Source organism: Bradyrhizobium macuxiense, from assembly GCF_001542415.1.
In the GTDB taxonomy this organism is placed as follows: Bacteria; Pseudomonadota; Alphaproteobacteria; order Rhizobiales; family Xanthobacteraceae; genus Bradyrhizobium; species Bradyrhizobium macuxiense.
The window spans coordinates 71,377-96,930 of record NZ_LNCU01000042.1; the positions used below are offsets into that span (position 1 = coordinate 71,377).

The 25,554-nt window shown below is 64.5% G+C and carries 26 protein-coding genes and 1 pseudogene; 17 read left to right on the forward strand and 10 right to left on the reverse strand.

Going from position 1 to position 25,554, the window contains the following annotated elements; genetic code table 11:
• Window positions 1-99 precede the first annotated feature (99 nt).
• Complete coding sequence (gene tpiA, locus AS156_RS15285; protein WP_066505492.1) at window positions 100-852, forward strand: triose-phosphate isomerase; 753 nt, start codon at window positions 100-102, stop codon at window positions 850-852.
• A gap of 62 nt (window positions 853-914) precedes the next feature.
• Here tpiA and AS156_RS15290 read toward each other — a convergent pair whose 3' ends face one another.
• Together AS156_RS15290 and AS156_RS15295 are read right to left on the reverse strand one after the other, a co-directional pair.
• Window positions 915-1,439 carry a GNAT family N-acetyltransferase gene (locus AS156_RS15290; protein WP_066505494.1) on the reverse strand — a complete coding sequence of 175 codons (525 nt, stop codon included), beginning with the start codon at window positions 1,437-1,439 and terminating at the stop codon, window positions 915-917.
• 4 nt (window positions 1,440-1,443) lie between these two features.
• Window positions 1,444-2,010 carry a helix-turn-helix domain-containing protein gene (locus AS156_RS15295; RefSeq protein ID WP_066505497.1) on the reverse strand — a complete coding sequence of 189 codons (567 nt, stop codon included), beginning with the start codon at window positions 2,008-2,010 and terminating at the stop codon, window positions 1,444-1,446.
• 205 nt (window positions 2,011-2,215) lie between these two features.
• Between AS156_RS15295 and secG the strand changes: the two genes are divergently transcribed.
• Both secG and pyrG read left to right on the forward strand, forming a co-directional pair.
• The gene (gene secG / locus AS156_RS15300; protein WP_066505500.1) at window positions 2,216-2,617 is read left to right on the forward strand and encodes a preprotein translocase subunit SecG; all 402 of its coding nucleotides are present in this window, start codon (window positions 2,216-2,218) and stop codon (window positions 2,615-2,617) included.
• A 167-nt stretch (window positions 2,618-2,784) separates the two neighbouring features.
• The gene (gene pyrG / locus AS156_RS15305) at window positions 2,785-4,416 is read left to right on the forward strand and encodes a CTP synthase (protein ID WP_066505506.1); all 1,632 of its coding nucleotides are present in this window, start codon (window positions 2,785-2,787) and stop codon (window positions 4,414-4,416) included.
• Window positions 4,417-4,453: 37 nt separating this feature from the next.
• On the opposite strand, the gene AS156_RS15310 is transcribed toward pyrG, so the two are convergent.
• From AS156_RS15310 to AS156_RS15320, 3 genes are all read right to left on the reverse strand, one after another.
• Window positions 4,454-5,122 carry a class I SAM-dependent methyltransferase gene (locus AS156_RS15310; protein ID WP_066505879.1) on the reverse strand — a complete coding sequence of 223 codons (669 nt, stop codon included), beginning with the start codon at window positions 5,120-5,122 and terminating at the stop codon, window positions 4,454-4,456.
• 99 nt (window positions 5,123-5,221) lie between these two features.
• Window positions 5,222-6,601 carry a sensor histidine kinase gene (locus AS156_RS15315; RefSeq protein WP_066505508.1) on the reverse strand — a complete coding sequence of 460 codons (1,380 nt, stop codon included), beginning with the start codon at window positions 6,599-6,601 and terminating at the stop codon, window positions 5,222-5,224.
• Window positions 6,598-7,272: a response regulator transcription factor gene (locus AS156_RS15320; protein WP_066505518.1), complete on the reverse strand. Its 675-nt coding sequence runs from the start codon at window positions 7,270-7,272 to the stop codon at window positions 6,598-6,600. Before AS156_RS15320 ends, AS156_RS15315 begins: the two co-directional genes overlap by 4 nt.
• A 185-nt stretch (window positions 7,273-7,457) precedes the next feature.
• Here AS156_RS15320 and AS156_RS15325 point away from each other — a divergent pair, with 185 nt between their 5' ends.
• On the forward strand, window positions 7,458-7,784 hold the full coding sequence (locus AS156_RS15325; protein ID WP_066505521.1) for an NIPSNAP family protein: 327 nt from the start codon (window positions 7,458-7,460) through the stop codon (window positions 7,782-7,784).
• A 73-nt stretch (window positions 7,785-7,857) separates the two neighbouring features.
• Here the strand turns inward: AS156_RS15325 and AS156_RS15330 are convergent, their stop codons facing one another.
• On the reverse strand, window positions 7,858-8,193 hold the full coding sequence (locus AS156_RS15330; RefSeq protein ID WP_066505522.1) for a PAAR domain-containing protein: 336 nt from the start codon (window positions 8,191-8,193) through the stop codon (window positions 7,858-7,860).
• 163 nt (window positions 8,194-8,356) lie between these two features.
• Between AS156_RS15330 and kdsA the strand changes: the two genes are divergently transcribed.
• Both kdsA and AS156_RS15340 read left to right on the forward strand, forming a co-directional pair.
• On the forward strand, window positions 8,357-9,214 hold the full coding sequence (gene kdsA / locus AS156_RS15335; RefSeq protein ID WP_066505524.1) for a 3-deoxy-8-phosphooctulonate synthase: 858 nt from the start codon (window positions 8,357-8,359) through the stop codon (window positions 9,212-9,214).
• 34 nt (window positions 9,215-9,248) lie between these two features.
• The gene (locus AS156_RS15340; protein WP_066505880.1) at window positions 9,249-10,427 is read left to right on the forward strand and encodes an MFS transporter; all 1,179 of its coding nucleotides are present in this window, start codon (window positions 9,249-9,251) and stop codon (window positions 10,425-10,427) included.
• A gap of 54 nt (window positions 10,428-10,481) precedes the next feature.
• Here the strand turns inward: AS156_RS15340 and AS156_RS15345 are convergent, their stop codons facing one another.
• The 3 genes from AS156_RS15345 to queF all read right to left on the reverse strand — a co-directional run bounded on the left by AS156_RS15345 (window position 10,482) and on the right by queF (window position 14,492).
• The gene (locus AS156_RS15345; RefSeq protein ID WP_136626237.1) at window positions 10,482-13,565 is read right to left on the reverse strand and encodes a hypothetical protein; all 3,084 of its coding nucleotides are present in this window, start codon (window positions 13,563-13,565) and stop codon (window positions 10,482-10,484) included.
• Between the two features lie 205 nt (window positions 13,566-13,770).
• A complete protein-coding gene (locus AS156_RS42060) occupies window positions 13,771-13,956 on the reverse strand; it encodes a hypothetical protein (RefSeq protein ID WP_136626238.1) in 186 nt (61 codons plus the stop codon).
• A gap of 59 nt (window positions 13,957-14,015) precedes the next feature.
• Entirely contained in the window at window positions 14,016-14,492 is a 477-nt protein-coding gene (gene queF, locus AS156_RS15355) for a preQ(1) synthase (protein WP_066505531.1), read from the reverse strand.
• 122 nt (window positions 14,493-14,614) lie between these two features.
• Here queF and eno point away from each other — a divergent pair, with 122 nt between their 5' ends.
• Both eno and AS156_RS15365 read left to right on the forward strand, forming a co-directional pair.
• The gene (eno, locus tag AS156_RS15360; RefSeq protein WP_066505533.1) at window positions 14,615-15,898 is read left to right on the forward strand and encodes a phosphopyruvate hydratase; all 1,284 of its coding nucleotides are present in this window, start codon (window positions 14,615-14,617) and stop codon (window positions 15,896-15,898) included.
• Window positions 15,899-15,946: 48 nt separating this feature from the next.
• A complete protein-coding gene (locus AS156_RS15365) occupies window positions 15,947-17,086 on the forward strand; it encodes a zinc-binding dehydrogenase (RefSeq protein ID WP_066505535.1) in 1,140 nt (379 codons plus the stop codon).
• A gap of 37 nt (window positions 17,087-17,123) precedes the next feature.
• On the opposite strand, the gene AS156_RS15370 is transcribed toward AS156_RS15365, so the two are convergent.
• Entirely contained in the window at window positions 17,124-18,236 is a 1,113-nt protein-coding gene (locus tag AS156_RS15370) for a D-alanine--D-alanine ligase family protein (RefSeq protein ID WP_066505538.1), read from the reverse strand.
• A 284-nt stretch (window positions 18,237-18,520) separates the two neighbouring features.
• Here AS156_RS15370 and AS156_RS15375 point away from each other — a divergent pair, with 284 nt between their 5' ends.
• The 9 genes and pseudogenes from AS156_RS15375 to lpdA all read left to right on the forward strand — a co-directional run bounded on the left by AS156_RS15375 (window position 18,521) and on the right by lpdA (window position 25,343).
• Complete coding sequence (locus tag AS156_RS15375; protein WP_066505540.1) at window positions 18,521-19,072, forward strand: NADPH-dependent FMN reductase; 552 nt, start codon at window positions 18,521-18,523, stop codon at window positions 19,070-19,072.
• 55 nt (window positions 19,073-19,127) lie between these two features.
• On the forward strand, window positions 19,128-19,445 hold the full coding sequence (locus AS156_RS15380; protein ID WP_066505882.1) for an FtsB family cell division protein: 318 nt from the start codon (window positions 19,128-19,130) through the stop codon (window positions 19,443-19,445).
• A 157-nt stretch (window positions 19,446-19,602) separates the two neighbouring features.
• A complete protein-coding gene (gene pdhA, locus AS156_RS15385) occupies window positions 19,603-20,622 on the forward strand; it encodes a pyruvate dehydrogenase (acetyl-transferring) E1 component subunit alpha (protein WP_066505541.1) in 1,020 nt (339 codons plus the stop codon).
• 45 nt (window positions 20,623-20,667) lie between these two features.
• Window positions 20,668-22,068, forward strand: a complete 1,401-nt coding sequence (locus AS156_RS15390; RefSeq protein ID WP_066505548.1) for a pyruvate dehydrogenase complex E1 component subunit beta — start codon at window positions 20,668-20,670, stop codon at window positions 22,066-22,068.
• A gap of 6 nt (window positions 22,069-22,074) precedes the next feature.
• A complete protein-coding gene (locus tag AS156_RS15395; protein ID WP_066505551.1) occupies window positions 22,075-22,380 on the forward strand; it encodes a DUF5076 domain-containing protein in 306 nt (101 codons plus the stop codon).
• A gap of 2 nt (window positions 22,381-22,382) precedes the next feature.
• Window positions 22,383-22,716: biotin/lipoyl-containing protein (locus tag AS156_RS44385; RefSeq protein ID WP_245312825.1), on the forward strand; the 334-nt coding region annotated here is incomplete at its 3' end.
• Between the two features lies 1 nt (window position 22,717).
• Window positions 22,718-23,733, forward strand: a pseudogene (locus tag AS156_RS15400) (2-oxo acid dehydrogenase subunit E2); the annotation flags it as partial.
• A 12-nt stretch (window positions 23,734-23,745) separates the two neighbouring features.
• Window positions 23,746-23,922: a hypothetical protein gene (locus AS156_RS43310; protein WP_201456042.1), complete on the forward strand. Its 177-nt coding sequence runs from the start codon at window positions 23,746-23,748 to the stop codon at window positions 23,920-23,922.
• On the forward strand, window positions 23,922-25,343 hold the full coding sequence (gene lpdA / locus AS156_RS15405) for a dihydrolipoyl dehydrogenase (RefSeq protein ID WP_066505552.1): 1,422 nt from the start codon (window positions 23,922-23,924) through the stop codon (window positions 25,341-25,343). Before AS156_RS43310 ends, lpdA begins: the two co-directional genes overlap by 1 nt.
• Window positions 25,344-25,554 lie beyond the last annotated feature (211 nt).

Below are 25,554 nucleotides of genomic sequence, written 5' to 3' on the forward strand. Positions count from 1 at the left end.
GCCGCGCGACTCGGACGCAGGCCGGGCGAAGCCCCTCTCTGGAAGTCGGAGGCGGCCTCTGCTAGCCCATGAGAACGCTTGAACGATGGGAAATCCGACATGACCGATGCCATCCGGCCGCTGATCGCCGGCAACTGGAAAATGAACGGCCTGAAATCTTCTTTTGGTGAGTTCGAGGCGATGCTGGCGGGCGCCGGCGACCTCGCCGGAAAAGCCGATCTCCTGGTCTGCCCGCCTGCGACTTTGGTTGGAGCCTTTGCCGACCGAGCGCGTGGCGGAAAGGTTGCCGTCGGTGCCCAGGATTGCCATCCCAAGCCGTCCGGCGCCCATACCGGCGACCTGGCGGCGGAGATGTTTGCGGATCTGGGCGCTGTCGCGATCATTGTCGGCCATTCCGAGCGCCGCGCCGACCACGGCGAGACCGATGCGCTGGTCCGGCAGAAGGCGGAGGCCGCCTGGCGGGTGGGCCTGACCGCGATCGTCTGCATCGGCGAGACGCGCGAGCAGCGCGATGCCGGCAAGACGCTGGATATCTGCGGCACCCAGCTCAAGGGCTCGCTGCCGGACGGTGCGACGTCGGCCAATCTGGTGGTGGCCTATGAACCGGTCTGGGCGATCGGCACCGGCCTGACCCCGACCGCGAAAGATGTCGAGGACGTTCACAGGTTTATTCGCGGCGTGCTCACCGATCGCTTCAAGGGCGAGGGCGAGAAGGTCCGGATTCTCTATGGTGGCTCGGTCAAGCCGTCGAACGCGGCAGAGCTGATGGCCGTCGCCAATGTCAACGGCGCGTTGGTCGGCGGCGCCAGCCTGAAGGCGTCGGATTTTCTGGCGATCGCGGCGGGCTGTTAGGCCCTTCTCATTTGAAGCATGGTCTGCTCGGAAAACCGCTGCGCACTTTTCCGAATCATGCGTCAGGCCGCACCGATCTTCTTCCAGTAGATCAACGTCCCGGTGAGGCCGCCATGCGGCTTCAGGGCGTAGTCCGGGATAATGCCGGTGAGGCGGAAGCCCAGCCGCTCATAGAGCGGGGCGGCGCCGTCTTCTTCGGCGGTGTCGAGCACGAGCAGCGTGCGCCCGTGATCGATTGCGAGCTGCTCGGCGGCGCGCATCAACGCCGTCGCCACTCCGCGATTGCGGTGCGAGAGCCGCGTCATCATCTTGGCGATCTCAGCACGGTGCGGCTGGTTCGGCGGCAGCTTGAGCAGCAACGTCACCGTGCCGATCAGCGTCTCGCCGTCGAAGGCGCCGAGCACGATGCGCTCGCCGCGCGCGGCCGCGCCGAGCGAGTCCTTCCAGAACGAGCAGGCCTCATCGAGCGGCAACGGATGCATGAAGCTCACCGAGCCGCCGTTGGCGACGGTTTCGACAAGCAGCTCACCGAGCGCCCTGCAAATCTGCGGCGTGTCATCGAGCGGCTTGATGGTGTAGGACGACATGCGTTCAACTCCGGGCCAGCGCGACGACGTAGGTGCACGCGGCGTTGCTCTCGTTGGCGAAGGTCGTCTCCGCCGGCGGGCCGAAGCCGAGGCAATCGCCGGCAGCGAGCGCGTGGCGTGCGCCGCCTTCGGTGATGATGAGGCTGCCGCTCAGCACCCAGACCAGCTGGCGGATATGGGCGTAGGAGGAGGCGGGCAGGGTGACGGCCTGCTTCGGCGGCAGTTCGACCCGCGCGAGTTCAACCGGATGATCGGGGCGGCTGAACACCTGGCGGCGCAGATAGCCGGTTTCCGGATCGCGCCAGACCGGTTGGGTGGCGGCGCGTGACAATCGTTCGCCCTGGCCCTCGGCGCGCAGCATCAGCCCGGCCAAAGTGAGATCGAAGGCGGAGGCCAGGCGCACCAGCACGACGGCGGTGGGGCTGACCTCGGCGCGCTCGATCTTGCTGATGGTCGCCTTGGAGACGCCGGAGCGCTCGGCGAGTTCGGCCAGCGACCAGCCGCGGCCGTCGCGCTCGAGCCTGATGCGCTGGGCCAGGCGTTGGCTTAGATCGTCTACCAAAGTATCCATTTGTCTATAATAATGGAATTGCGTGGGTTCGATCAAGCCCTGCGTCGACGGCGGTGCGGATCGCTTGAGATCGTCGGCACTGCGACTATCTCGGGGGTGACAATGCCCGGTGCAATCGTGTAACAGGGCGCGACTTCACGAAAACCCGTAAAGCCGATAGCGCCGATTGCCCGGCCGCTTCGCGGCTTGTCACGGAAGGCTCGCAATGCAGACTGTTGCTATCGTCATTCACCTCATGATTGTCGCCGTGCTGATCGGTGCTGTGCTGCTGCAGAAATCGGAAGGCGGCGGCCTCGGCATGGGGGGCGGCGCCGGTTTCATGTCCAGCCGCGGCACCGCGAATTTGCTGACCCGGACCACCGCGGTCCTCGCGGTAGGCTTCTTCGTCACCAGCCTGTTCCTGTCCTGGTACGCGGGCTACGACCGCAAGCCGGCCTCGATCATCGGCAGCGGCGCGCCGGCGCAGTCGCAGCCGGCCGGTCCGTCCGCCCCGCTCAGCGCCCCGACCTCGGGCGGTATTCTCGATTCGCTGAAGAAGGCCGACCAACAGCAGCAGGGCCAGCAGCCGGCGGCCCCGGCCAGTCCGCAGGCGCCTCGGTCGCAATAAAGCAGGGTGGCCATGCAGGATGACGGCTTGGCATCCTGCATCAAAAACCCCAATCAATGCTCTGAAATCGCACTCAATTTAGCGTAGCCCACAGCCCGGCAGATTGTTTGCCGGGAGCAGGCGATTCGTTTTGCGAATCGCAGGAGTCGGATTAAAGGTAAAGTCCCATGGCGCGGTACATATTCATCACCGGCGGCGTGGTTTCTTCGCTCGGAAAGGGTCTGGCTTCAGCGGCACTCGGTGCCCTGCTGCAGGCTCGCGGGTACAAGGTCCGCCTCCGCAAACTCGACCCCTATCTCAACCTCGATCCCGGAACGATGTCGCCGTATCAGCACGGCGAAGTGTTCGTGACCGATGACGGCGCCGAGACCGATCTCGATCTCGGCCATTACGAGCGCTTCACAGGGCGGCCGGCCACCAAGGCCGACAACATCACGACCGGACGCATCTACCAGGACATCATCACCAAGGAGCGGCGCGGCGACTATCTCGGCGCCACCATCCAGGTGGTCCCGCACGTCACAAATGCGATCAAGGAATTCGTGCTCTCGGGCAACGACGAGTACGACTTCGTGCTGGTCGAGATCGGCGGCACGGTCGGCGACATCGAGGGCTTGCCGTTCTTCGAGGCGATCCGCCAGCTCAAGAACGAGCTGCCGCGCGATCATGCAGTCTACATTCACCTGACGCTTCTGCCGTACATTCCAAGTGCCGGTGAACTCAAGACAAAGCCGACGCAGCACTCGGTGAAGGAGCTGCGCTCGATCGGCATCCAGCCGGACATCCTGCTGTGCCGCACCGACCGCGAAATCCCGAAGGAGGAGCGGCGCAAGCTCGGCCTGTTCTGCAATGTGCGCGAGAGCGCCGTGATCGAGGCGCGCGACGTCGACAACATCTACGCCGTGCCCGAGGCCTATCACGCCGCAGGGCTCGACGACGAGGTGCTGGCCGCGTTCGGCATCACCGCCAAGGTCCCGCCGGCGCTGCAGAGCTGGAACGTGATCAACGAGCGCATCCGCAACCCGGAAGGCGCCGTGACCATTGCAGTGGTCGGCAAGTACACCGGCATGAAGGACGCCTACAAGTCGCTGATCGAGGCGCTGTCGCACGGCGGCATCGCCAACAAGGTGAAGGTCAATCTCGACTGGATCGAGAGCGAGGTGTTCGAGAACGAGGACCCGGCGCCTTTCCTTGAGCACGTCAACGGCATCCTGGTGCCCGGCGGCTTCGGCCAGCGCGGCGCCGAGGGCAAGATCCGCGCGGCGCAGTTCGCCCGTGAACGCGACGTGCCGTATTTCGGCATCTGCTTCGGCATGCAGATGGCCGTGATCGAGGCGGCGCGCAATCTGGTCGGCATCGAGGACGCCAACTCGACCGAGTTCGGCCCGACCAAGGAGCCGCTGGTCGGCCTGATGACGGAATGGCTGCGCGGCAACGAGCTCGAGAAGCGATCGCAGAACGGCGATCTCGGCGGCACGATGCGGCTCGGCGCCTATACCGCGGCCTTGACGCGCGGCAGCCACGTCTCACGGGTTTACGGTGGCGCAACCGAAATCTCCGAGCGGCATCGCCATCGCTACGAGGTCAACACCGCCTACAAGGACCGGCTCGAGCAACACGGCCTGCGCTTCTCGGGCATGTCGCCCGACGGCGTGCTCCCTGAGATCGTCGAGTACGAGGACCATCCCTGGTTCATTGGCGTTCAGTTCCATCCCGAACTGAAGTCGCGGCCCTTCGAGCCGCACCCGCTGTTCGCTTCGTTCATCGAGGCTGCCGCGAAGCAGAGCCGGCTGGTCTGAGCTTCTGTCAGACGAACGGCGGTCTTGTGCCGCGCGTTCAGACCGCTGGGATGCAGTCGCGCTCGGTCTTCTGCTTGCTCGCATCCCGCGAAACATTCGAGCTCGCCGCCGTCGCCGCATCGTGCGTGATGAACCTCGATTGCGGGCGACGCGTCAGCCGGTAGACCGCAGCGGGCGGCACGTTGAGGATCGCGCGATCGACCAGCGTGGCGCGCAGGCCGAGCCGGTCGAGGATCGGCCGCGGCACCGGGCAGCGCATGCCGTAGGTGAATTGATAGAACGCGCCTCCCGGACGTAGATAGCCGAACGCGCCGCTGACAATCGAGATCACCTTGCGCGGCGACATGTTGAGCAGTGGTAGCCCGCTGATGACGGCGCCGACGGGCGCGTCTCGATAGAGCCGTTCCGGGGCCAGCCTCGATGCGTCCATCCAGAGCACGCGCGCGCCGGGAAAGCGGAGCTGCAGAAGCCGCATGAAGTCGGAGCCGTATTCCACCAGCGTGAGGTCCTGCTGGCGCACGCCGCGCTTCAACAGTTGATAGGTGAAGGCGCCCGTTCCCGGACCGAGCTCCAGGATCGGTCCGGTCTCGGGCGTGATGTCCCGGGTGATCAGCTCGGCAAGCGCAGTGCCTGAGGGCGCAATCGCGCCGACGCGGCCAGGCGCCGCCATCCAGGCCGTGAAGAAGGAGAGGAAATCGTGTGACATTGGCATTCCCAGCAAGGTGTCGTGCCTCGATTCGAGTGCGAGGCATGATTTGTTTTGCAGGGTCTGCATTGCGTCAGCATTGCGCGATGGCGCGCGGCGTCACTTCGCGTTCGAAGCCGGCGGCAATGTGAGGCGAAAGTGGGCGCCGCCCGTGGGGCCGTCGAGCACCGCGACATCGCCGCCGTGCAGCCGCACGATCTCGCGCACCATGTTGAGGCCGAGGCCGGCGCCGCGATCGAGCGGTGCCAGGCGGTAGAATGGATCGAAGATCTGCGTCCGCTGATCCGATGGAATGCCGTTGCCTTCGTCGGTGACGTCGATCGTCGCGGGCCGGCCGATATGAATGGTGATCGTGCCGCGCCGGCCGCCATGCTGGATCGCGTTCTGCACCAGATTGGTTAGCGCGCGCTCCAGCGCGGCGCGGTCGCCGAGCGCCTCGACGCGTTCGACCTCGGCCTCGAGCGACAACTCGTAGCCGGCCGCGATTGCAAGCGGCGCGAGGTCCGCGGCGACGCTCCGTGCGACCGCGACGAGATCGACCCGCGCGAACGGATTGCGGCACTGGTCGAAGCGCTGGATGTCGAGCAGCTGCTCGGCAAGCGTGGCGAGCCGGGCCGAGTCTTCCAGCAGTCGCGTTCTTTCGGGGCTCGCCGGCAGCGACTCCAGCCGCGTGTTGAGGATCGCGATCGGCGTGCGCAATTCGTGCGCGGCATCGGCAACGAAGCGCTGGTGGCGCGAATAGCCGTCATCGAGCCGCTTCAGCGCATCGTTGATGGCGGTGACCAGCGGCGCGACTTCGCGCGGGAGATGGTCTGCCGACAACCGGCTGCCGCGCTCGCGGAAATCGATCTGGCGTGCCTCGTCGGCGGTGGTGTCGAGGCCGGCGAAGGCGCGCCGCACCACCATCGGTGTCGCCACGAAGGTGGCGGCGGCCATCAGCAGCAGACCGGGCAGGGCGACGGCGAGAAAGGCCAGCGCCGTCGCGACCACGGTCCTCGCGCCGGACAATGGTCCTTGAGTGGCTGTGAGCACCTGCACGGTGCCGGCGTCGGTGTTGACGCGCTTCATGCGCGCCGGCGGCTTGCGAGGATCGTCCTCGAACAACTGCCAGCCGAGCCGCGCCTGGCTGATCTGGTCGAGCGCGTCACCGATCCTGGCAAATTCGGGCGGCACTGTACCTTCCGACAATGAATGGCCTTGCCGGTCCCGCACTACGAACCAGAGGTCGGGCGTGTTCTCGCGAAGCTCCTTCAGTTCGGCCGTAGGGCGTAGCGTCAGCCCGCCCTGTGGATCGCGGTCGATCGCGCGTTGCACGATGGCGATAACGTGATCCTCGTCCCGCGGGACAAGCAGGATACCGGAGGCGCACAGCGCGCCGATCAGGACAACGACGAGCGCAGCGAGCAGCACCGCCTGCATCGAGATCAGCCGCCAGCTCAGCCGCGATCGCAGGCAATACGGTTCGGCGCGCGTGCTCATGGGACCTGCTTCAGCAGATAGCCGACGCCGCGGATGCTGTGGATCTCGACGCCGGCATCGGCGTCGGCAAGCTTGCGCCGCAGCCGCGAGACATGGGTATCGAGCGCGTTCGACTGGATTGCGTCGTCGAAATTGTAGACAGCTTCTTCGAGCGTGGAGCGCAACACCGTGCGGCCCGTGCGTCGCAGCAGCGCTTCCAGCACCAGGAGTTCGCGGCGCGGCAGCTCGAGCGGGCTGCCGCCGACGCTCACCTCGCGATGGCTGCAGTCGAACGCGATGCGGCCGGCCCTGATAACCTCGAGCTGCACGTTGGCGGGACGTCGCAGCACGGCGCGCAGCCGTGCCAGCAATTCCTCGACGGCGAAGGGTTTTGCGAGATAGTCGTCGGCGCCGCTGTCGAGGCCGGTGATGCGGTCGGCGAGGTCACCGCGCGCCGTCAGCACGATGATCGGCACGCCATCGGCCCGGGCCCGCAGTTTCGGGATCAGCGCGAGCCCGTCGCCGTCGGGAAGCTGGCGGTCGAGCAGGACCGCGCCATGCACGTCCGCGGAGATCGCCTCTTCGGCCTCGGCCAGGGTCGGGACGTGATCGACCACCATGTCGTAGCCTTTCAGCGCCTGCGACAGCGCCGCCGCCATCTCGGCTTCGTCTTCAACCAACAGAATCCGCATATCCTTATAAGGTCCAGACCTTCAACCGCATGTCCTGAGCGGCTCGTTCTAGGGCCTGTAACATTGCCGCAGCATTGCGGGAAATAGTCCGCCTGCGCCGGGCAGGGGTGCCATGTTGTCACCCCTCAAGACAGCCGGGAACCCGCTCGCTATAACCTCGGCTCGACAAACAGGGAGGATCGCCGATGATCTACGAGACCCGTGTCTACCGCTGCCTGCCGGGCCGGTTGCCTGCGCTGCTGAAGCGCTTCGAGACCGTCACGCTCAAGCTCTGGGACAAGCATGGCATCAGGCAGGCCGGCTTCTTTACGACCTTGGTCGGGGAATCCAACCAGGAACTGACTTACCTGCTGGCCTGGGAATCGCTCGCCGAGCGAGAGAAGAAGTGGACCGCGTTTGTGAACGACCCGGAGTGGATCACGGCGCGTGCCAAGACCGAGGAGGACGGCCAGATCGTTCTCAACATCGTCAACCAGCTCCTAGTGCCGACCGCGTTTTCAGCGGTGAAGTGAGCCGGCCCCGCCAAGATTGCACTGGAATTGCGCGATGCGATCCGTCCCGATCGCGTCGCGCGCCGCAGGACCGCTAGTCGGCGCAGCCCGAGGTCAGATCGCCTTCGCGGACCATCGGCTTGCCATTGATGAAGACGCCGTGGCTGCCCGAGGTGGCCTTGCCGCCGCAATGCGTGCGGCCCCCGATGACAACGGCCGGCTTGCCGTTGATCAGGACGTTGGGCACGCCTTCGACCAGCGGGCCGCCATTGCTTGTCGTGTCGCCGCTACGCGCCGCCGGCTTGCCGTTGACGGTGACGCCGGAGGCGCCGCTCGTGACCACGCCGGGCTGGCTGCTGCTCTGCGCGCAGGCGAGGCCCGAAACCGTGGACAAGGCAGCCGCGGCAAATATTGCAAGCGATAGGCGCATTCAACCCTCATGCCATCAGTACCGAGGCAGCGTATAAGGGCGGTTATGGCAGGAATGTGATGCCAAGAGAACCTCAAGAGAGACCCCACGGCGCCAATCGCGCAGGATGGCTTGATCCGTCACGCGCCAGACTGCATGGTCGCCGGCAAAAGGATACAGCATTTTGACCAGTCACGTTTCCGCGGAAGCCGCCGCGCCCGTCGTTGCCGTCGGGGCAGCCAAGTTCGGCAATGCGTTGCCCATCTCGGTCATCGCCGGTCCATGCCAGCTCGAGAGCCGCGCGCATGCGCTGGAAGTCGCCGCGGCGCTGAAGGAGATCGCCGCCAGGCTGAAAATCGGGCTGGTCTACAAGACCTCGTTCGACAAGGCCAACCGCACCAGCGCGTCTGCTGCGCGCGGCATCGGCCTGGCACAGGCGCTGCCGATCTTTGCCGAGATCCGCGCCTCGCTCGGGCTTCCCGTGCTGACCGACGTGCATGAACCCGGCCAGTGCGCTGAAGTGGCACAGGCGGTCGATGTGCTGCAGATCCCGGCCTTCCTCTGCCGGCAGACCGATCTGCTGCTCGCGGCGGCCGCGACCGGCAAGGTCGTCAATGTCAAGAAGGGCCAGTTCCTGGCGCCGTGGGACATGGCGAACGTGGTCAGCAAAATCACCGGAGCCGGCAACGCCAATGTGCTCGTCACCGAGCGCGGTGCGTCGTTCGGCTACAACACGCTCGTCTCCGACATGCGCGCGCTGCCGATTCTTGCGCGTACCACCGGCGCGCCTGTCATCTTCGATGCCACCCATTCCGTGCAGCAGCCGGGCGGGAAGGGCACCTCGTCAGGTGGCGAGCGCGAGTTCGTGCCGGTGCTGGCGCGCGCGGCAGTCGCGGTCGGCGTCGCCGGCGTGTTCATCGAGACCCATCCCGATCCCGATCATGCCCCGTCGGACGGCCCGAACATGGTGCCGCTCCGCGATTTCGAATCGCTCGTCAAGCGACTGATGGCCTTCGACACGCTGGCGAAGACGGCGGCCTGACGGGGCGGGTGCCGAGGTGACCGCAAAGAGCGGCATGCCGCCGGTCCTCAATGTCATCACGCTGGCAACCTTCGCCGCCAGCCTGTCGGTCCGCGCGCTCGATCCGGTGCTGCCGCATGTTGCCGAGGATTTCGGCGTCAGCATCGCGACCGCCGCAAGCTTTGCCGCGGTATTCGCCTTCACCTTTGCCATCGTCCAGCCGGCGATCGGCGCCGCCGCCGACCTGTTCGGCAAGGCGCGGCTGATGACGATCTGCCTCGTGCTGCTCGGCCTCGCCAACGTGCTTGGCGCGCTCGCGACCTCGTTCCCGATCCTGTTCGTGACCCGCGTGCTCGCTGGCATCGGTTCGGGCGGAGTGTTTCCGGTGGCGTTGTCGCTGACCAGCGATCTCGTTGGGCCGGACAAGCGTCAAATCGCGATCGGGCGGACACTTGCCGGCTCGATGACGGGCAATCTGCTTGGCGCAACGGCCTCCGGGCTGATTGGTGATTTGCTCGGCTGGCGCGGCGTGCTCGCCGTGCTCGGCGGTCTCGTGATCATCGTTGCGCTTGCAGTGGCCGCGGGCTTTCGCGGCGCCGCGCTGACGCATGTGCCGCGGACGAGCCTTACCGCGCTCCGCCACGGCTACCGTACAATCTTCACCAATCCGAATGCGCGGTTCTGCTACTCGGCGGTCTTCATCGAAGGCTGCTGCGTGCTCGGGCTGTTTCCCTTCATCGCCTCATTCCTGTTCCAGCTCGGCGAAACGTCGCTGTCGATTGCCGGCATCGTCATCGCTGGCTTTGCGATCGGCGGGCTGTTCTACACGCTGACCGTATCGCGCCTGCTGCCGCGGCTCGGCGTCAGGGGGATGATGGTGGTCGGCGCGACGCTGGTCGGTCTGCAGCTTGTCGGCGTCGCTTTCGGACCTGGCTGGAGGCTGCAGATGCTCGGTCTCCTGGTGATGGGCTGGGGCTTCTACATGATCCACGGCTGCCTGCAGGTGTTCGCCAGCGAGCTCTCCGTCGAAGCGCGTGCCACCGCGCTGTCGCTGCACTCGTTCTTCTTCTTCATGGGCCAGACCGTCGGCCCGATCGCCTACGGCATTGGCCTGCAGCACGCCGGCAAGACGCCGACGCTGGTGACAGCAGCGGCCGTGATGATCGTGCTCGGGTTTGTTTGCGCAAGATTCCTGAAGCAGCGCCCGCCCGCCGACGCGCACCTTGGCAGCTGAGCGACTGGCTGAAGAGCGCTCGCGCCGCCGCAGCCAGTTCCGGGAATTCGATCGCTACGTCAGATGGTAGGCTTGCGCCTCCATCGCCGCATGGATCGCTGCAGCCTCGTGCATCCAGTCAGGACTGCTATGGGGGACTTCGGCGGCCAGCTGCGCAAGCTGGTCAGTGTGCGACGTGTCCGCGAAGGAGATCGGCGGAGCGCTGCTGGTTGGGGTGCCGGCGGTGTGGCCGCCTGCGGCGAACGCGAATCCATCGCCAACCGATGTCGCGACGTGATCGGCCACGGCGGGAGACGGATCGGGCGTGAAGCTGACTCCGTGCGGGGAGCTGAAGTCGAAGCCCGGCGCGTTGTCGGCTGACAGCAGCGGCGTGAAGGCGCCGGTTGCCGGGTCGACCTGTCCGAAAGCCTTCAGGCTGCCGACCGAGGCATAGAAATCGTTGGGGTTCAGGCCGGTCGCGTGAAACGAGAAGACCTTGTCGGTCCCCGTGTCGGTCAGTGTGAACGTACCCGATGTGTTGCCCGTTTCGATCACGTCGTCGAGGCCCGCCTTGGCACCGACACCAGCAATCGGCGTAAACGACACCGATTGGTGGCTGGTGCCGGGATTCTTGATGTCGATGATGGCGCCGTCATCGCCGCTCGACAGCAACAGGTCGCCGTTCGGCGCCAGCTTCAGCGAGTCGGGATCGTTTTGCGGCACGACCTCGGTCTTGTCGGTCACCGTGTCCAGTCCGGTGGCGCCAAACTCGAGGATGGGCTTGGTGTGCAGCGTGCCCGATGGATGGTCGCCGTTGAGGAGCTGGACGACGGTTGCATCGCCGGGATTGACCGGGTTGGTGTAGCTGAGGAACACCTTGTCACCCTTGAACACCACGTCGTCATAGCCGCGGCTCGCGTTCGGATCGGCGTAGCTGAGCGGCGCGGAGACGGCATGCGTTTCCGGATTGATCAACGTCAGGGTGGAGTTGCCGTCCTGGTTCTGCAGCGCCCAGATATCGCCGGTCACGGGGTTGTATTTCAGGCCGTCGACGGATCCCGGGATCGAATAGCTGAATTCGACATCGCCGTGCTTGTCGTACTGCACGATCGTGCTCGAGCCGCCTGCGCCGGTCGAATCGGCGCCATTGCCGTACTCGACAAAGGTCGAGCCATGTGCGGTCGTCACGGAATCGGGCTGGGTCGATCCGTCGGCAGGAGCCTGGAAGGTCGTCACCGCGCCGATCTCCGGAAATGGCGCGGCGTTCTTCTCAGGGACGAACGCCACGCCGTGCGGCGACCCGAACGTGAAGTCCGGCGCGTTCTCGCTCGACACCAGTGCGGTGAAGACGCCGGTGTTCTCGTCGACCTGCCCGAAGGCTCCGAGCGAGCCGACCGAGGCATAGTAGTCGTTGGGGTCGAGGCCGCTCGCATGCACCGTCAGGACGTGGCCATCCTTGGCGTCCGAAATGTAGAAGGTGCCCGACGTCGCGGCTGGCTTGATGACGTCGTCGAGACCGGCGCTGCCGACCGAGCCTGCGGGAATCCCCTGGATCGGCGTGAATGCGACGGCCTGCTTGGAGGTTCCGGGATTCTGAATATCGATGATCGCGCCGTCGTCGCCGCTCGAGAAGATCAGATCGCCGTTCGCGGCGAGCTTCAGCGAATCCGAATCGGCCTGCGGCACCACCTCCATCTTGCCGGTCACGGTGTCATAACCCATGGCGCCGTCGAGCAGGACCGGAGCGGTGGTGAGCAGGTCGCCAGGCTTCGGATCTGGTCCGTTCAGCAGCTTCATGATGGTCGGATCGCCGTTGCCGGTCGGGTTGGTGTAGCTGAGGAACACCTCGTTGCCCTTGAAGACGACGTCGTCATATCCGCGCGAGGTGGATGGATTGGCATAGTCGAAATGCGCAGTGACCGTTTGCGTGTTGGGGTCGATCAGCGACAGCGACGAGCGCCCGTCCTGGTTTTGCAGCGCCCACACCATCCCGGTCTCGGGGTTATATTTCAACCCATCGACCGATCCCTCGATCGAATAGGCATGAACGAAATGTCCTGAGAGGTCGTACTGGATGATCGTGCTGTTGCCCGGCACGGCGCCCGTCGAGTCGACACCGTTGCCGTATTCCACGAACACGTACTTGTTTGCGATGGTGATTGAATCCAGTCCACTCACGCCATCGGGCGGAGTGGCAAATGTTGCGATCGAATCGACATGCGCCATCGGTGGTGCGTTCTTGTCGGGAATGAAGATCAACCCGTGGGCGTCTGAAAAATTCGCGCCCGTGACAAGCGGCGTGAAGACGCCGGTGGTCGGGTCGACCTGGCCGAACCCGCCGAGGCTTGCGACCGAGGCGTAGTAGTCGTTGGTGTTGAGACCGCTTGCATGGAACGAGTAGACGTTTCCGGTTTTCGTGTCGGTCAGACAGAATGTGCCGGCGGTCGCGCCGGGCTTGATCACGTCGTCGAGGCCGGCATTGCCGACGTCAGCGGCGGGAATTCCCTTGATCGTGGTGAACTCGACAGCCTGGCTCGATGTCCCGGGATGCTGAACGTCGATGATAGTGCCGTCGGCGCCGCTGCTGAAGATCAGGTCGCCGTCGGGCGCGAGCTTGAGCGAGTCCGGATCGGACTGCGGCACGACTTCGGTCGCGCCCGTGACCGTGTCGAAGCCGGTGGCGCCGTCGGTCAGGATCGTCGCCGTCAGCAATGTCCCGCTCGGATGGTCGCCGTTGAGCAGTTCGACGAGCGTTGGATCTCCGGTCCCGTTCGGATTGGTGTAGCTCAGGAAAACCTTGTCACCCTTGAAGACGACGTCGTCATAGCCGCGCGTTGTGGATGGATCGGCATAGCTCAGCGGACCAGTCACCTTGTGGGTGAGCGGATCGATCAGGGAGAGCGTGGAGTTTCCGTCCTGGTTCTGCAGCGCCCAGATCTCGCCGGTGTAGGGATTGTATTTCAAACCGTCGACTGACCCAGCGATCGTGTAGGTGTGCTCGACCTTGCCGTTCTTGTCATACTGCACGATCGTGCTTGAGCCACCGGCACCGGTCGAGTCTGCACCATTGCCGTATTCGACGAAGATCGTCCCGTTTGCCGTCGTAATGGAGTCCGGAGCCGTTGCGTCGACCGACGCGCCCGACGCGAACGTTTTCATTCCGCTGATCGTGACCATTTCGATGCTCCCTGGGTGTGAGGTGAGGAGCGCGAAAAGACACCGGACGGACGACGCGTGTGTGACGATCAGCCGCGCAAATTTTCCTCCGGATCGAGGAACTTTTCGCGCGTTACGAATCCATCTTGTCGTTCAATTGCTTTCGCAATGTTGCGAGCAGCAACGCGAAATGCTTGCCTTACAAGTATCAAGAATAAGCCGCAGTGATGTACGAATTTGCATCGCTCGATGCGATCGCGGCATCGGAGATTTTGAGGGGGACGCAGCAAACCGCTGCCGTCGTCGCGATGATGTCGTGCGAGAGGGATGCGCTGCACGATTTGTCGTGTGGATCGAAGTGGCGCGCCGCGCAGGCGGGAATGCCCGTGCTCACGACCGCTCATTCGCGTCGGTGTCTCTGATGATCGTGCCGCTGAGTTCGGCGCGCGCCGACTAGCCGCGTCCGCGATACGGTGCGACGCCTTGATCGGGAACCCAGAGCCCTTTTGGCAACCGCCCGGTCTGGAAGAACACATCGATTGGGATGCCGCCGCGCGGATACCAGTAGCCGCCGATGCGCAGCCATTTCGGCTTGATCTCCTCGGCGATCCGCTTGCCGATCATGACCGTGCAATCTTCATGGAACGCGCCATGATTGCGGAAGCTCGCAGCATAGAGCTTCAGCGACTTGGATTCGACGAGCCAGCGGCTAGGCACGAAGTCGATCACCAGATGCGCGAAATCCGGTTGTCCTGTCACCGGGCAGATCGAAGTGAACTCCGGGATGGTGAAGCGTACCAGATAATCGGTACCAGCCTGGGGGTTTGGTACGCGGTCCAGGACCGCCTTTTCCGGGCTGTCGGGCCATTCGACGGCACGGCCCAGTTGCAGGGCAGGTGACGTCTTCGATTTGCTGGACTTTTTCGCCATTGGTGGTCTCCGTGCCGTCCTCTTAGCCAATGATCCGGCGGCCGTCACCCGGCCTTTTCCGCCTCGATGCATTGCGGTAGAAGCACCGCCATACGATCCCCTGACCGCCAAAAGAGGTTCTCATGACTGCCATCATCGACATCATCGGCCGCGAAATCCTTGACAGCCGCGGCAATCCCACGGTCGAGGTTGATGTGGTGCTGGAGGACGGGTCAATCGGCCGCGCGGCGGTGCCGTCGGGGGCCTCCACCGGCGCGCATGAGGCGGTGGAACTGCGCGACGGCGACAAGGCACGCTATCTCGGCAAGGGCGTGCAGAAGGCGGTCGCCGCCGTCAACGGCGAGATCTACGAGGCGCTGAGCGACCACGCCGCCGAGGACCAGGTCGCCATCGACCAGATCATGATCGATCTCGACGGCACGCCGAACAAGAGCCGGCTTGGCGCCAACGCCATTCTCGGCGTTTCGCTTGCCTGCGCCAAGGCAGCCGCCGAGTCGCACGAGATGCCGCTCTTTCGTTACGTTGGCGGCACCTCGGCGCGGACGCTGCCGGTGCCGATGATGAACATCATCAATGGCGGCGTGCATGCCGACAATCCGATCGACTTCCAGGAGTTCATGATCCTGCCGGTCGGCGCCGCCACCTTCGCCGAGGCGCTGCGCTGCGGCTCGGAAATCTTCCACACGCTACGCGGTGAATTGAAGAAGGCCGGCCACAACACCAATGTCGGCGATGAAGGCGGCTTCGCGCCGAACCTGCCGTCCGCGGATGCCGCGCTCGACTTCATCATGAATGCGATCGGCAAGGCCGGCTATAAGGCGGGCGACGACGTCATGCTCGGCCTCGACTGCGCCTCCACCGAATTCTTCAAGGAAGGCTCTTACGTCTATGGCGGCGAGAACAAGACCCGCTCGCGCTCCGAGCAGGTCAAGTACCTCGCCGATCTCGTCGGCCGTTATCCGATCGTCACGATCGAGGACGGCATGTCCGAGGACGACATGGACGGCTGGAAGGAGTTGACCGACGCGATCGGCAAGAAGTGCCAGCTCGTCGGCGACGACCTGTTCGTCACCAACGTCACCCGTCTTGCCGACGGCATCAAGAACGGTCGCGGCAATTCGATCCTGATCAAGGTCAACCAGATCGGCACGCTGACCGAGACGCTGGCTGCGGTCGAGCTCGCGCACAAATACGGCTACACCTCGGTGATGTCGCATCGCTCCGGCGAGACGGAAGACTCGACCATCGCCGACCTCGCGGTCGCGACCAATTGCGGGCAGATCAAGACCGGCTCGCTGGCCCGTTCCGACCGCACCGCCAAGTACAACCAGCTGTTGCGCATCGAGGAGCAGCTCGGCACGCAATCGAAATATGCCGGCAGGTCGGCCTTGAAGGCGCTCGTCTAGCGCCCCAACTGATCCAGACTCGAATAAACACAAAAGAGGGAGGTCGGGATGAGTGACGGCAAAAGCGGTCTGCAACTGCGTTCGCTGCTCAAGAGGAATGGCGAGCTTGAGCTATCGCTGGTCAATGTCCCGACGCCCGAGCCGGGCCCCGACGAGGTCGTGGTCCGGGTCGAGGCGACGCCGATCAATCCGTCCGATCTCGGCCTTCTGATCGGCCCGGCCGACATGTCGACGGCCAAAGTCTCCGGCACGCGGGAATTGCCGGTCGTGACTGCCCGGGTTCCAGAGGCGGCAATGGCCGGTATGGCGGCGCGGCTCGACGACTCCATGCCTGTCGGCAACGAGGGCGCGGGCGTCGTGATCCGGACGGGCTCCTCGGACGCCGCCAAGGCGCTGATGGGGCGCACGGTCGCGATGATCGGCGGCGCGATGTATGCGCAATACCGCACGCTTCGGGTCAATGAATGCCTGCCGTTGCCGGATGGCGCCACGCCGGCCGACGGCGCATCATGTTTCGTCAATCCCCTGACATCGCTTGGCATGACCGAGACGATGCGGCGCGAAGGGCACAAGGCGCTGGTGCATACGGCAGCCGCATCCAACCTCGGCCAGATGCTCAACAAGATCTGCCTCAAGGACGGGATCGGCCTCGTCAACATCGTGCGCAACAAGGAGCAGGCCGACATCCTGCACAAGATCGGCGCCAAGCACGTCGTCGATTCCAGCGCGCCCAGCTTCACGGACGATCTCACCAACGCGCTGGTCGAAACCGGCGCGACCATCGCCTTCGACGCGATCGGCGGCGGCAAGCTCGCGGGCCAGATCCTGCTCGCGATGGAGGCGGCGATCAACAAGTCCGCCAAGGCCTACAGCCGCTACGGTTCGAATGTGCACAAGCAGGTCTATGTGTATGGCAGCCTCGACACCCGTTCGATCGAACTGCCGCGCGGCTTCGGCATGGCCTGGGGCGTCGGCGGCTGGCTGCTGTTCCCGTTCCTGATGAAGATCGGTCCGGAGGCCGGCAACAAGCTGCGCCAGCGCGTGCTGGCGGAGCTGAAGACCACGTTCGCCAGCCACTACACCAAGGTGGTGTCGCTGCAGGAGACGCTGCAGCTCGACAACATCGCGGTCTACGGCAAGCGCGCGACCGGCGAGAAATTCCTGATCAATCCCAACAAGGCGATGTGAGCCAACATCCGCGGGTCCGAACGGCCGCGCGACACGATCACTCACGTTCGAACACGAGAGTCCTGGAGCGCTTGTGACGCTCCAGGGCGTGGCCGATCAAGATGTCCATCAGTTCGGACTGCGGCAGTCCGGTCGCCTCCCAGAGCCGCGGGTACATGCTGATATCGGTGAAGCCGGGAAGGGTGTTCGCTTCGTTCACGAACGCCTGCTCGCCGTGCAGGAAGAAGTCGATGCGCGCCATTCCTTCGCAGCCCAGCACGCGAAACGTCTTGATTGCGAGCTCCCGGATACGATCGGCGAGGGCGGGCGGCACATCGGCAGGCACCCGAAGCAGGGCGCCGTCCGCATCCAGATACTTCGCGTCGTAAGAATAGAAGCCGTGCTTGTCTGATGGCACGATCTCTCCGAGCTGAGATGCGCGGATGAGGCCAGTGGCGTCTTCGAGCACGGAGCATTCGACCTCACGTATCGGCGCGAGGCTTCGCTCGATCAGGATCTTGCTGTCGAAACGGAAGGCCAGTTTGCAGCAAGTGTCGAACTCGCCAGCCGTCCGCGCCTTCGATACGCCGACCGACGACCCCATGTTGGCAGGTTTGACGAAGAGCTCCGGCGATCCGACGGCGGCGACTGCATCGTCATAGGCGATCGGCGCCATAGCCGACATGGCGACATAGGGGACGATCGGCAATCCCGCATCGCGCATCAGCCGCTTGGCGACGTCCTTGTCCATCGCCGCCGCCGATCCCATCACGCGCGAGCCGACGTAAGCCACGTCGGACAGTTCAAGCGCGCCCTGGACCGTGCCGTCCTCGCCGTTGGGGCCGTGCAGGACCGGGAAGACGACATCAAACGCCGGCAAGTCCCGCACTGTCGTGTGTCCGTCCAGAACGAGCGCGCGGCCTTGTCCTCCCGGCAGCAAGGCCAGTTGCGGTCCATCGTTCGGAATGGCCAGCGCACCGCTACCGGTGCCGGCGCCGTTCCCCGCGCCGGCAACAATCCAGCGACCTTCCCGGGTGATGCCGATCGCCGTGGCGTCATACCGATCGGGATCGAGGGAGCGCAGCACGTTGGCTGCCGATGCCCGCGATACGTCATGCTCGGCGGAGCGCCCGCCGAACAGGATCGCAATCCGTGTCTTGCGCTCTGTCATTCGTTCGCCTCTCGTCGGTAGGCCGAATAATCCGGGAATCCGCCGGCAATATATTGAGACGAACATGTCGACAATTTGCCGCAGACGCATCCCCTGCATCTGCCTGAGGCGGGCGCGGGACAATGCCGCCTTGGCAAACCGGACTGGCTGGGGGATCGTGATGGCGCCAATTCAAAAACGCTGCGTTTCCTAAATTGCACGATCCATGCACTTGCATCCTTCTCGCCGCACCGGTAGGTGAAGGCGCCCGTCCAGCTTCAAGCGCAAACCGTGAGGGAATTGCTATGGCCTATAACATCGTCACCATCGTCGGCAGCATCCGCAAGGAGAGCTGGTCGCTCAAGATCGCCAATGCGCTGGCCAAGCTCGCGCCCGCCTCACTGAAGCTCGACGTCACGACGCTCCACGGCATCTCGTTCTTCAACCAGGACCTCGAGGCGGCGCCGCCGGCGGACTGGCTTGCCTTCCGCGAGAAGCTGCAGAAGTCGAACGGCGTCCTGTTCGTCACCCCCGAGTACAACCGCTCGATCCCCGGCGTGCTGAAGAATGCGATCGACGTCGGCTCGCGTCCCTATGGCAAGAGCTCGTTCAACGGCAAGCCGACCGGTATCATCTCGAACTCGCCGGGCCCGCTCGGCGGCGTCAGCGCGGCCAAGCATCTGCAGAACATTCTGCCGGGCATCTCGGGCCCGATCCTGCAGCAGCCGGAAATCTATCTGAACGGCGTCGGCGACGGCTTCGACGAGAAGGGTGAACTGGTCAAGGAATCCCTGAAGACCGTGTTGCAGCAGTACATCGCAGCGTTCGCGGCCCACGTCGAGGCGCACAACAAATAAGCGGTCGCCCCCGCTCTTAAGCGTCCATTAACATGGCCGCCGCATGGTGGCGGCCATGGTTTCCCGCACACGACTCAAATCGATCCTGACCGGGCTCGCCCTCTACACGTTGGCGGCGCTCATGGTCGGCTATTTCGGGGTCAATGCCTATACCGGCAAGTACGGGTTGAACGCTCGACAGGAACTCGATCAGGAGATCATCGCGCTGACCTCGGAGCTCGCGCGGCTGAAGAAGGAGCGGGCCGAGGGCGAGCAGCGGGTATCGCTGTTGCGGTCGGACCGCGTCGATCCTGACATGCTGGAGGAGCGCGCGCGCTTCCAGCTCGACTACGTCAATCCGCACGATCTGGTTCGGATCAACAAGCCGAACTGACGTTCTCAAATTTCAAATTCGCTCACGCGGCATCACAAAAATGTCGCGCCGCGTTGCAGTGCGGCAAACCAAAATTCCATCCAGCGAACGCAATCCTTCCAAGGCGATTTGAGTTGGGTTAGAGAGGGTTCATCAACTTCTCTCATCCGGAATTGCCATGGCCGCACCCAAGAAAAGCGTCGCAAAGGAATCAGGGCAGGAGAAGGCTGGGTCTCCGCCCGAATTGACCAAGGAGCAGGAACTCAAGGCGCTGCGGGACATGCTTCTGATCCGGCGCTTCGAGGAGAAAGCCGGCCAACTCTACGGCATGGGTGCGATCGGAGGCTTCTGCCATCTCTATATCGGCCAGGAAGCGGTCGTCGTCGGTATGCAGATGGCCTTGAAGCTCGGTGACGAGGTCATAACCGGGTACCGGGACCACGGCCACATGCTGGCCTGCGGCATGGAAGCCAAGGGCGTGATGGCTGAACTGACCGGACGCCGTGGCGGTTACTCCAAGGGCAAGGGCGGCTCCATGCATATGTTCAGCAAGGAGAAGCACTTCTACGGCGGTCACGGCATCGTTGGTGCTCAGGTGTCGCTCGGCACCGGCCTTGCCTTTGCCAACCGCTATCGGGGCAATGATGCCGTCAGCGTCACCTATTTCGGCGACGGCGCGGCCAACCAGGGCCAGGTCTACGAAAGCTTCAACATGGCGGAGCTGTGGAAGCTGCCGGTGATCTACGTCATCGAGAACAACCGCTACGCCATGGGCACCTCGGTGTCGCGCGCCTCCGCGCAGCAGGATTTCTCCAAGCGCGGCGCCTCCTTCAATATCCCCGGCAGGCAGGTCGACGGTATGGACGTGCGTGCCGTGAAGGCCGCCGGCGACGAAGCTGTTGCGTGGTGTCGCGGCGGCAACGGGCCGATCATCCTGGAGATGCAGACCTATCGCTATCGCGGCCACTCGATGTCCGATCCGGCGAAGTACCGCACGCGCGAGGAAGTCGAAAAGGTTCGCCACGACCAGGACCCGATCGAGCAGGTGCGCAACCGCTTGATGGGCGCTGGTGCGAGCGAGCAGGACCTCAAGGCGATCGATGCCGAGGTGCGCGAGATCGTGAACGCAGCCGCTGACTTCGCGCAGCACGATCCCGAGCCCGATCCGTCCGAGCTCTACACCGACATCTACCGCTGACCGCACCCGCGCAGAAGAATTTCAAGACCGATTTCTGGAGCTGATATGCCCATTCAAGTGCTGATGCCTGCGCTGTCGCCCACCATGGAGAAGGGCAACCTCGCCAAATGGCTGAAGAAGGAAGGCGAGACGATCAAGTCCGGTGACGTGATCGCCGAGATCGAGACCGACAAGGCGACAATGGAGGTCGAGGCCACCGATGAGGGCACGCTCGGCAAGATCCTGATCGCGGAGGGCACAGCTGACGTCGCAGTGAACACGCCGATCGCGACCATCTTGGTCGACGGCGAGAGTGCCGCCGACCTCGCCAAGGCGCCCGCCGCGCCGGCACCGCCGAAGGCCGCAGAGGTGGCGGCTCCGGCTGAAGCCAAGGCCGAAGCGCCGCAGCCGAAATCCGATGCGAAGGCACCGGCCGCACCTGCTGCCGTTGCTCCGCCCGACCCCGAAATCCCTGCCGGCACCGAGATGGTCACGCAGACCATTCGCGAAGCCTTGCGCGACGCCATGGCCGAGGAGATGCGGCGCGACGGCGATGTCTTCGTCATGGGCGAGGAGGTCGCTGAGTATCAGGGCGCCTACAAGGTGACCCAGGGTCTGCTGCAGGAATTCGGCGCGCGGCGCGTGATCGACACGCCGATCACCGAGCACGGCTTTGCCGGCGTCGGTGTCGGCGCGGCTATGGCCGGCCTCAAGCCGATCGTCGAATTCATGACCTGGAATTTCGCGATGCAGGCGATCGACCAGATCATCAACTCCGCCGCCAAGACGCTCTATATGTCCGGCGGCCAGATGGGCTGCTCGATCGTGTTCCGCGGCCCGAACGGCGCGGCCGCTCGCGTCGCCGCCCAGCACAGCCAGGACTACACCGCCTGGTATTCGCAGGTGCCCGGCTTGAAGGTGGTCGCGCCATACTCGGCCGCCGACTACAAGGGCCTGCTCAAGGCCGCGATCCGCGATCCCAATCCGGTGATCTTTCTCGAGAACGAAGTGCTGTACGGCCATACCGGCGAAGTGCCGAAGCTGCCGGATTTCATCGTGCCGATCGGCAAGGCGCGCGTGGCGCGAGCAGGCAAGGACGTCACCATCGTCTCGTGGTCGATGGGCATGTCCTATGCACTGAAGGCCGCCGAAGAACTCGCCAAGGAGGGCATCGAGGCCGAGGTCATCGATCTCCGCACCATCCGTCCGATGGATACCGAGACCATCATCGCATCGGTGAAGAAGACCGGGCGCGCGGTGACGGTGGAGGAGGGCTGGCAGCAGAGTGGCGTCGGCGCTGAGGTTGCCGCGCGGATTATGGAGCAGGCTTTCGACTACCTGGATGCACCGGTCGCGCGCGTCTCCGGCAAGGACGTGCCGATGCCCTACGCGGCCAATCTGGAAAAGCTGGCTTTGCCCTCCGTCGCCGAGGTGGTCGAGGCCGCCAAGGCCGTGTCGTACCGGTAAGAGCCCATGGCCGGTCCCCAGGAACAGCCGCTGCCGCCCGACGTGATGGGGCGCGATGACGCCATCGAGGTGCTGCGCGCGTTCGTCGTTGACGGTGGTTTGTCGATCGCGTTCCAGCGCGCCTTTGAAGAGCCGGACATGTGGGGGCTGTTGCTCGTCGACATCGCCCGCCACGCCGCGCGGGCCTATTCGCGCGAGAGCGAATACACCGAGGACGAGGCGCTCGCGCGCATCGTTGAGATGTTTGAAGCCGAAATCGCCCGGCCGACCGACATGGGCAAGACCATGCCGCGGTCGCAACAAGGTCACTGACAATGCCGATCAACATTCTCATGCCCGCGCTGTCGCCGACGATGGAAAAGGGCAACCTCGCCAAGTGGCTCAAGAAAGAGGGCGACAAGGTCAAGTCCGGCGACGTGATCGCGGAGATCGAGACCGACAAGGCGACGATGGAAGTCGAGGCGGTCGACGAGGGCACGATCGCGAAGATCCTGGTGCCCGAGGGGACGCAGGATGTGCCTGTTAACGACGTCATCGCCGTGATGGCCGGCGACGGCGAGGATGTGAAGGCAGCGGCCAGCGCCGGCGCAGGGGCCGCGGCAGGAGCCGCGCCGGCACCGAAGCCGGCTGAAGCGCCGAAGCCTGCCGNCCGCACCGGCGGCAGCACCCGCACCGAAACCAGCCGCTGCACCGGCGCCTCAAGCTGCCGCCGCTCCGGCCGCGCAGGTCAATGGCCACGCCCGGATATTCTCCTCGCCGCTGGCACGCCGTCTCGCCAAGGAAGCCAACATCGATCTCGCGCGCATCACCGGCACCGGCCCCCATGGCCGCGTCGTCGCACGCGATGTCGAGGAGGCCAGGTCAGGCAAGGGCCTGAAGGCTCCGGCGGCGGCTCCTGCGGCTGGACCGAGCATCGCGCCGTCGATGTCCGACAAGCAGATCCTCGGGCTGTTCGAGCCGGGCTCCTACGAAATCGTGCCGCATGACGGCATGCGCCGCACCATCGCGCAGCGCCTGACCGCTTCGGTGCAGAACGTCCCGCACTTCTACCTCACCATCGACTGCGACATCGGCAAGCTGCTCGCCGCGCGCGAGGAGATCAACGCGTCGGCGCCGAAGGACAAGGAGAAGAAGCCGCTCTACAAGATCTCGGTCAACGACTTCGTCATCAAGGCGATGGCGGTCGCGCTGCAGAAGATCCCGAACTGCAATGTGAGCTGGACCGAAGGCGGCATGCTCAAGCACAAGCATTCCGACGTCGGCGTCGCGGTCGCGATGCCGGGCGGCCTGATCACGCCGATCATCCGCAAGGCGGAGACCAAGACACTGTCGACCATCTCCAACGAGATGAAGGATTTTGCCGCACGGGCCCGCGCTCGCAAGCTGAAGCCGGAGGAGTACCAGGGCGGCACCACGGCGGTGTCCAACCTCGGCATGTACGGCATCAATCACTTCACCGCGGTGATCAATCCGCCGCATGCATCGATCCTTGCGGTCGGTACCTCGGAGGAGCGCCCCGTGGTGCGTGGCGGCAAGATCGAGATCGCGAACATCATGAGCGTGACCCTGTCCTGCGATCACCGCGCGATCGACGGCGCGCTCGGCGCCGAGCTGATCGGCGCGTTCAAGCAGCTGATCGAAAATCCCGTCATGATGATGGTCTGACGGGAATCTGTCATGTACGTGATGTCAGGTCCGTACGTCCTCCTCGCCGCCATTGCCATCGCGTTGCTTGTCGCGGTTAACCGCGACCTCATATCCACGATCCAGTTCAGGATCTTGATCATCGGGACCGGCGTACTCGCGCTGGTTTGGTCCGTGCTGCTCGGCATGGTCTGGCAGGAGTACAGGTAATGGCCGATACATCGTTCGACGTCATCATCATCGGCTCCGGCCCCGGCGGCTATGTGACGGCGATCCGCGCGGCACAGCTCGGCTTCAAGACCGCGATCGTCGAGAAGGCCTATCTCGGCGGCATCTGCCTGAACTGGGGCTGCATCCCGACCAAGGCGCTGCTGCGTTCGGCGGAAATCTACCATTACATGCAGCACGCCAAGGATTACGGGCTGTCGGCGGACAACGTGTCCTACGATCCAAAGGCCGTGGTGCAGCGCTCGCGCGGTGTCTCGAAGCGCCTGAATGACGGCGTCGGCTTCCTGATGAAGAAGAACAAGGTCACTGTGATCTGGGGCGACGCGACGATCGATGCGCCCGGCAAGATCACGGTGAAGAAGTCGACGGTCGAAGCGCCGAAGGGTGCGAGCGGCGAGGGCACCTATCAGGCGAAGCACATCATCGTTGCGACCGGTGCGCGGCCGCGCGTGCTGCCGGGCCTCGAGCCCGACAAGAAGCTGGTCTGGACCTATTTCGAGGCGATGGTGCCGGAGCGGATGCCGAAGTCGCTGCTGGTGGTCGGCTCGGGCGCGATCGGCATCGAGTTCGCGTCGTTCTTCCACACGATGGGCGCCGACGTCACCGTGGTCGAGGTGCTGCCGCAGATCCTTCCCGTCGAGGACGCGGAGATCGCAGGGCTCGCTCGCAAGCGGTTCGAAAAGATGGGCATCAAGATCATGACCTCGACCAAGGTCACCAAGCTCGAGAAAAAGACCGACAGCGTGGTCGCGACCATCGACGACGGTAAGGGCCAGCCGCAGACCAAGGAGTTCGAGCGCGTGATCTCGGCGGTCGGCGTGGTCGGCAATATCGAAAATCTCGGGCTGGAGAAGCTCGGCGTGAAGACCGACCGCGGCTGCATCGTGATCGACGGGCTCGGCAAGACCAACATCCCGGGCATCTACGCGATCGGCGACGTTTCCGGCCCGCCGATGCTCGCGCACAAGGCCGAGCATGAGGGGGTGATCTGCATCGAGGCGATCAAGGGCCTGCATCCACACCCGATGGACAAGCTCATGATCCCGGGCTGCACCTATTGCAACCCGCAGGTCGCCTCCGTCGGCTTGACCGAGGCGAAGGCAAAAGAGGGCGGCCGCGAGATCCGCGTCGGCCGCTTCCCGTTCGTCGGCAACGGCAAGGCGATTGCGCTCGGCGAGGACCAGGGCCTCGTGAAAGTGGTGTTCGACAGGAAGACTGGCCAGCTCCTGGGCGCGCACATGATCGGCGCCGAGGTCACCGAGCTGATCCAGGGCTATGTGGTCGCGATGAACCTGGAGACCACGGAAGAGGAACTGATGCACACCGTGTTCCCGCATCCGACATTGTCCGAAATGATGAAGGAAGCGGTGCTCGACGCTTACGGCCGGGTGTTGAATATTTGACGGGCGGAGCGGCGCTCCGAAATGATCGTGGCTATCCGTCATCCCCGCGCGAAGGCTTCGCCTTCGTCGCTGGGGTGCTCGCGTAGCGAGCCTCGAAGGATGCACGGCCCGGATCGAGCAGCGGGGCTCGTCGCCCTTCGAGACGGCCGCTTTGCGGCCTTCTCAGGGGGACGGGTCGACGGGGATGAAATCACAAAGACCAAGAAAGATC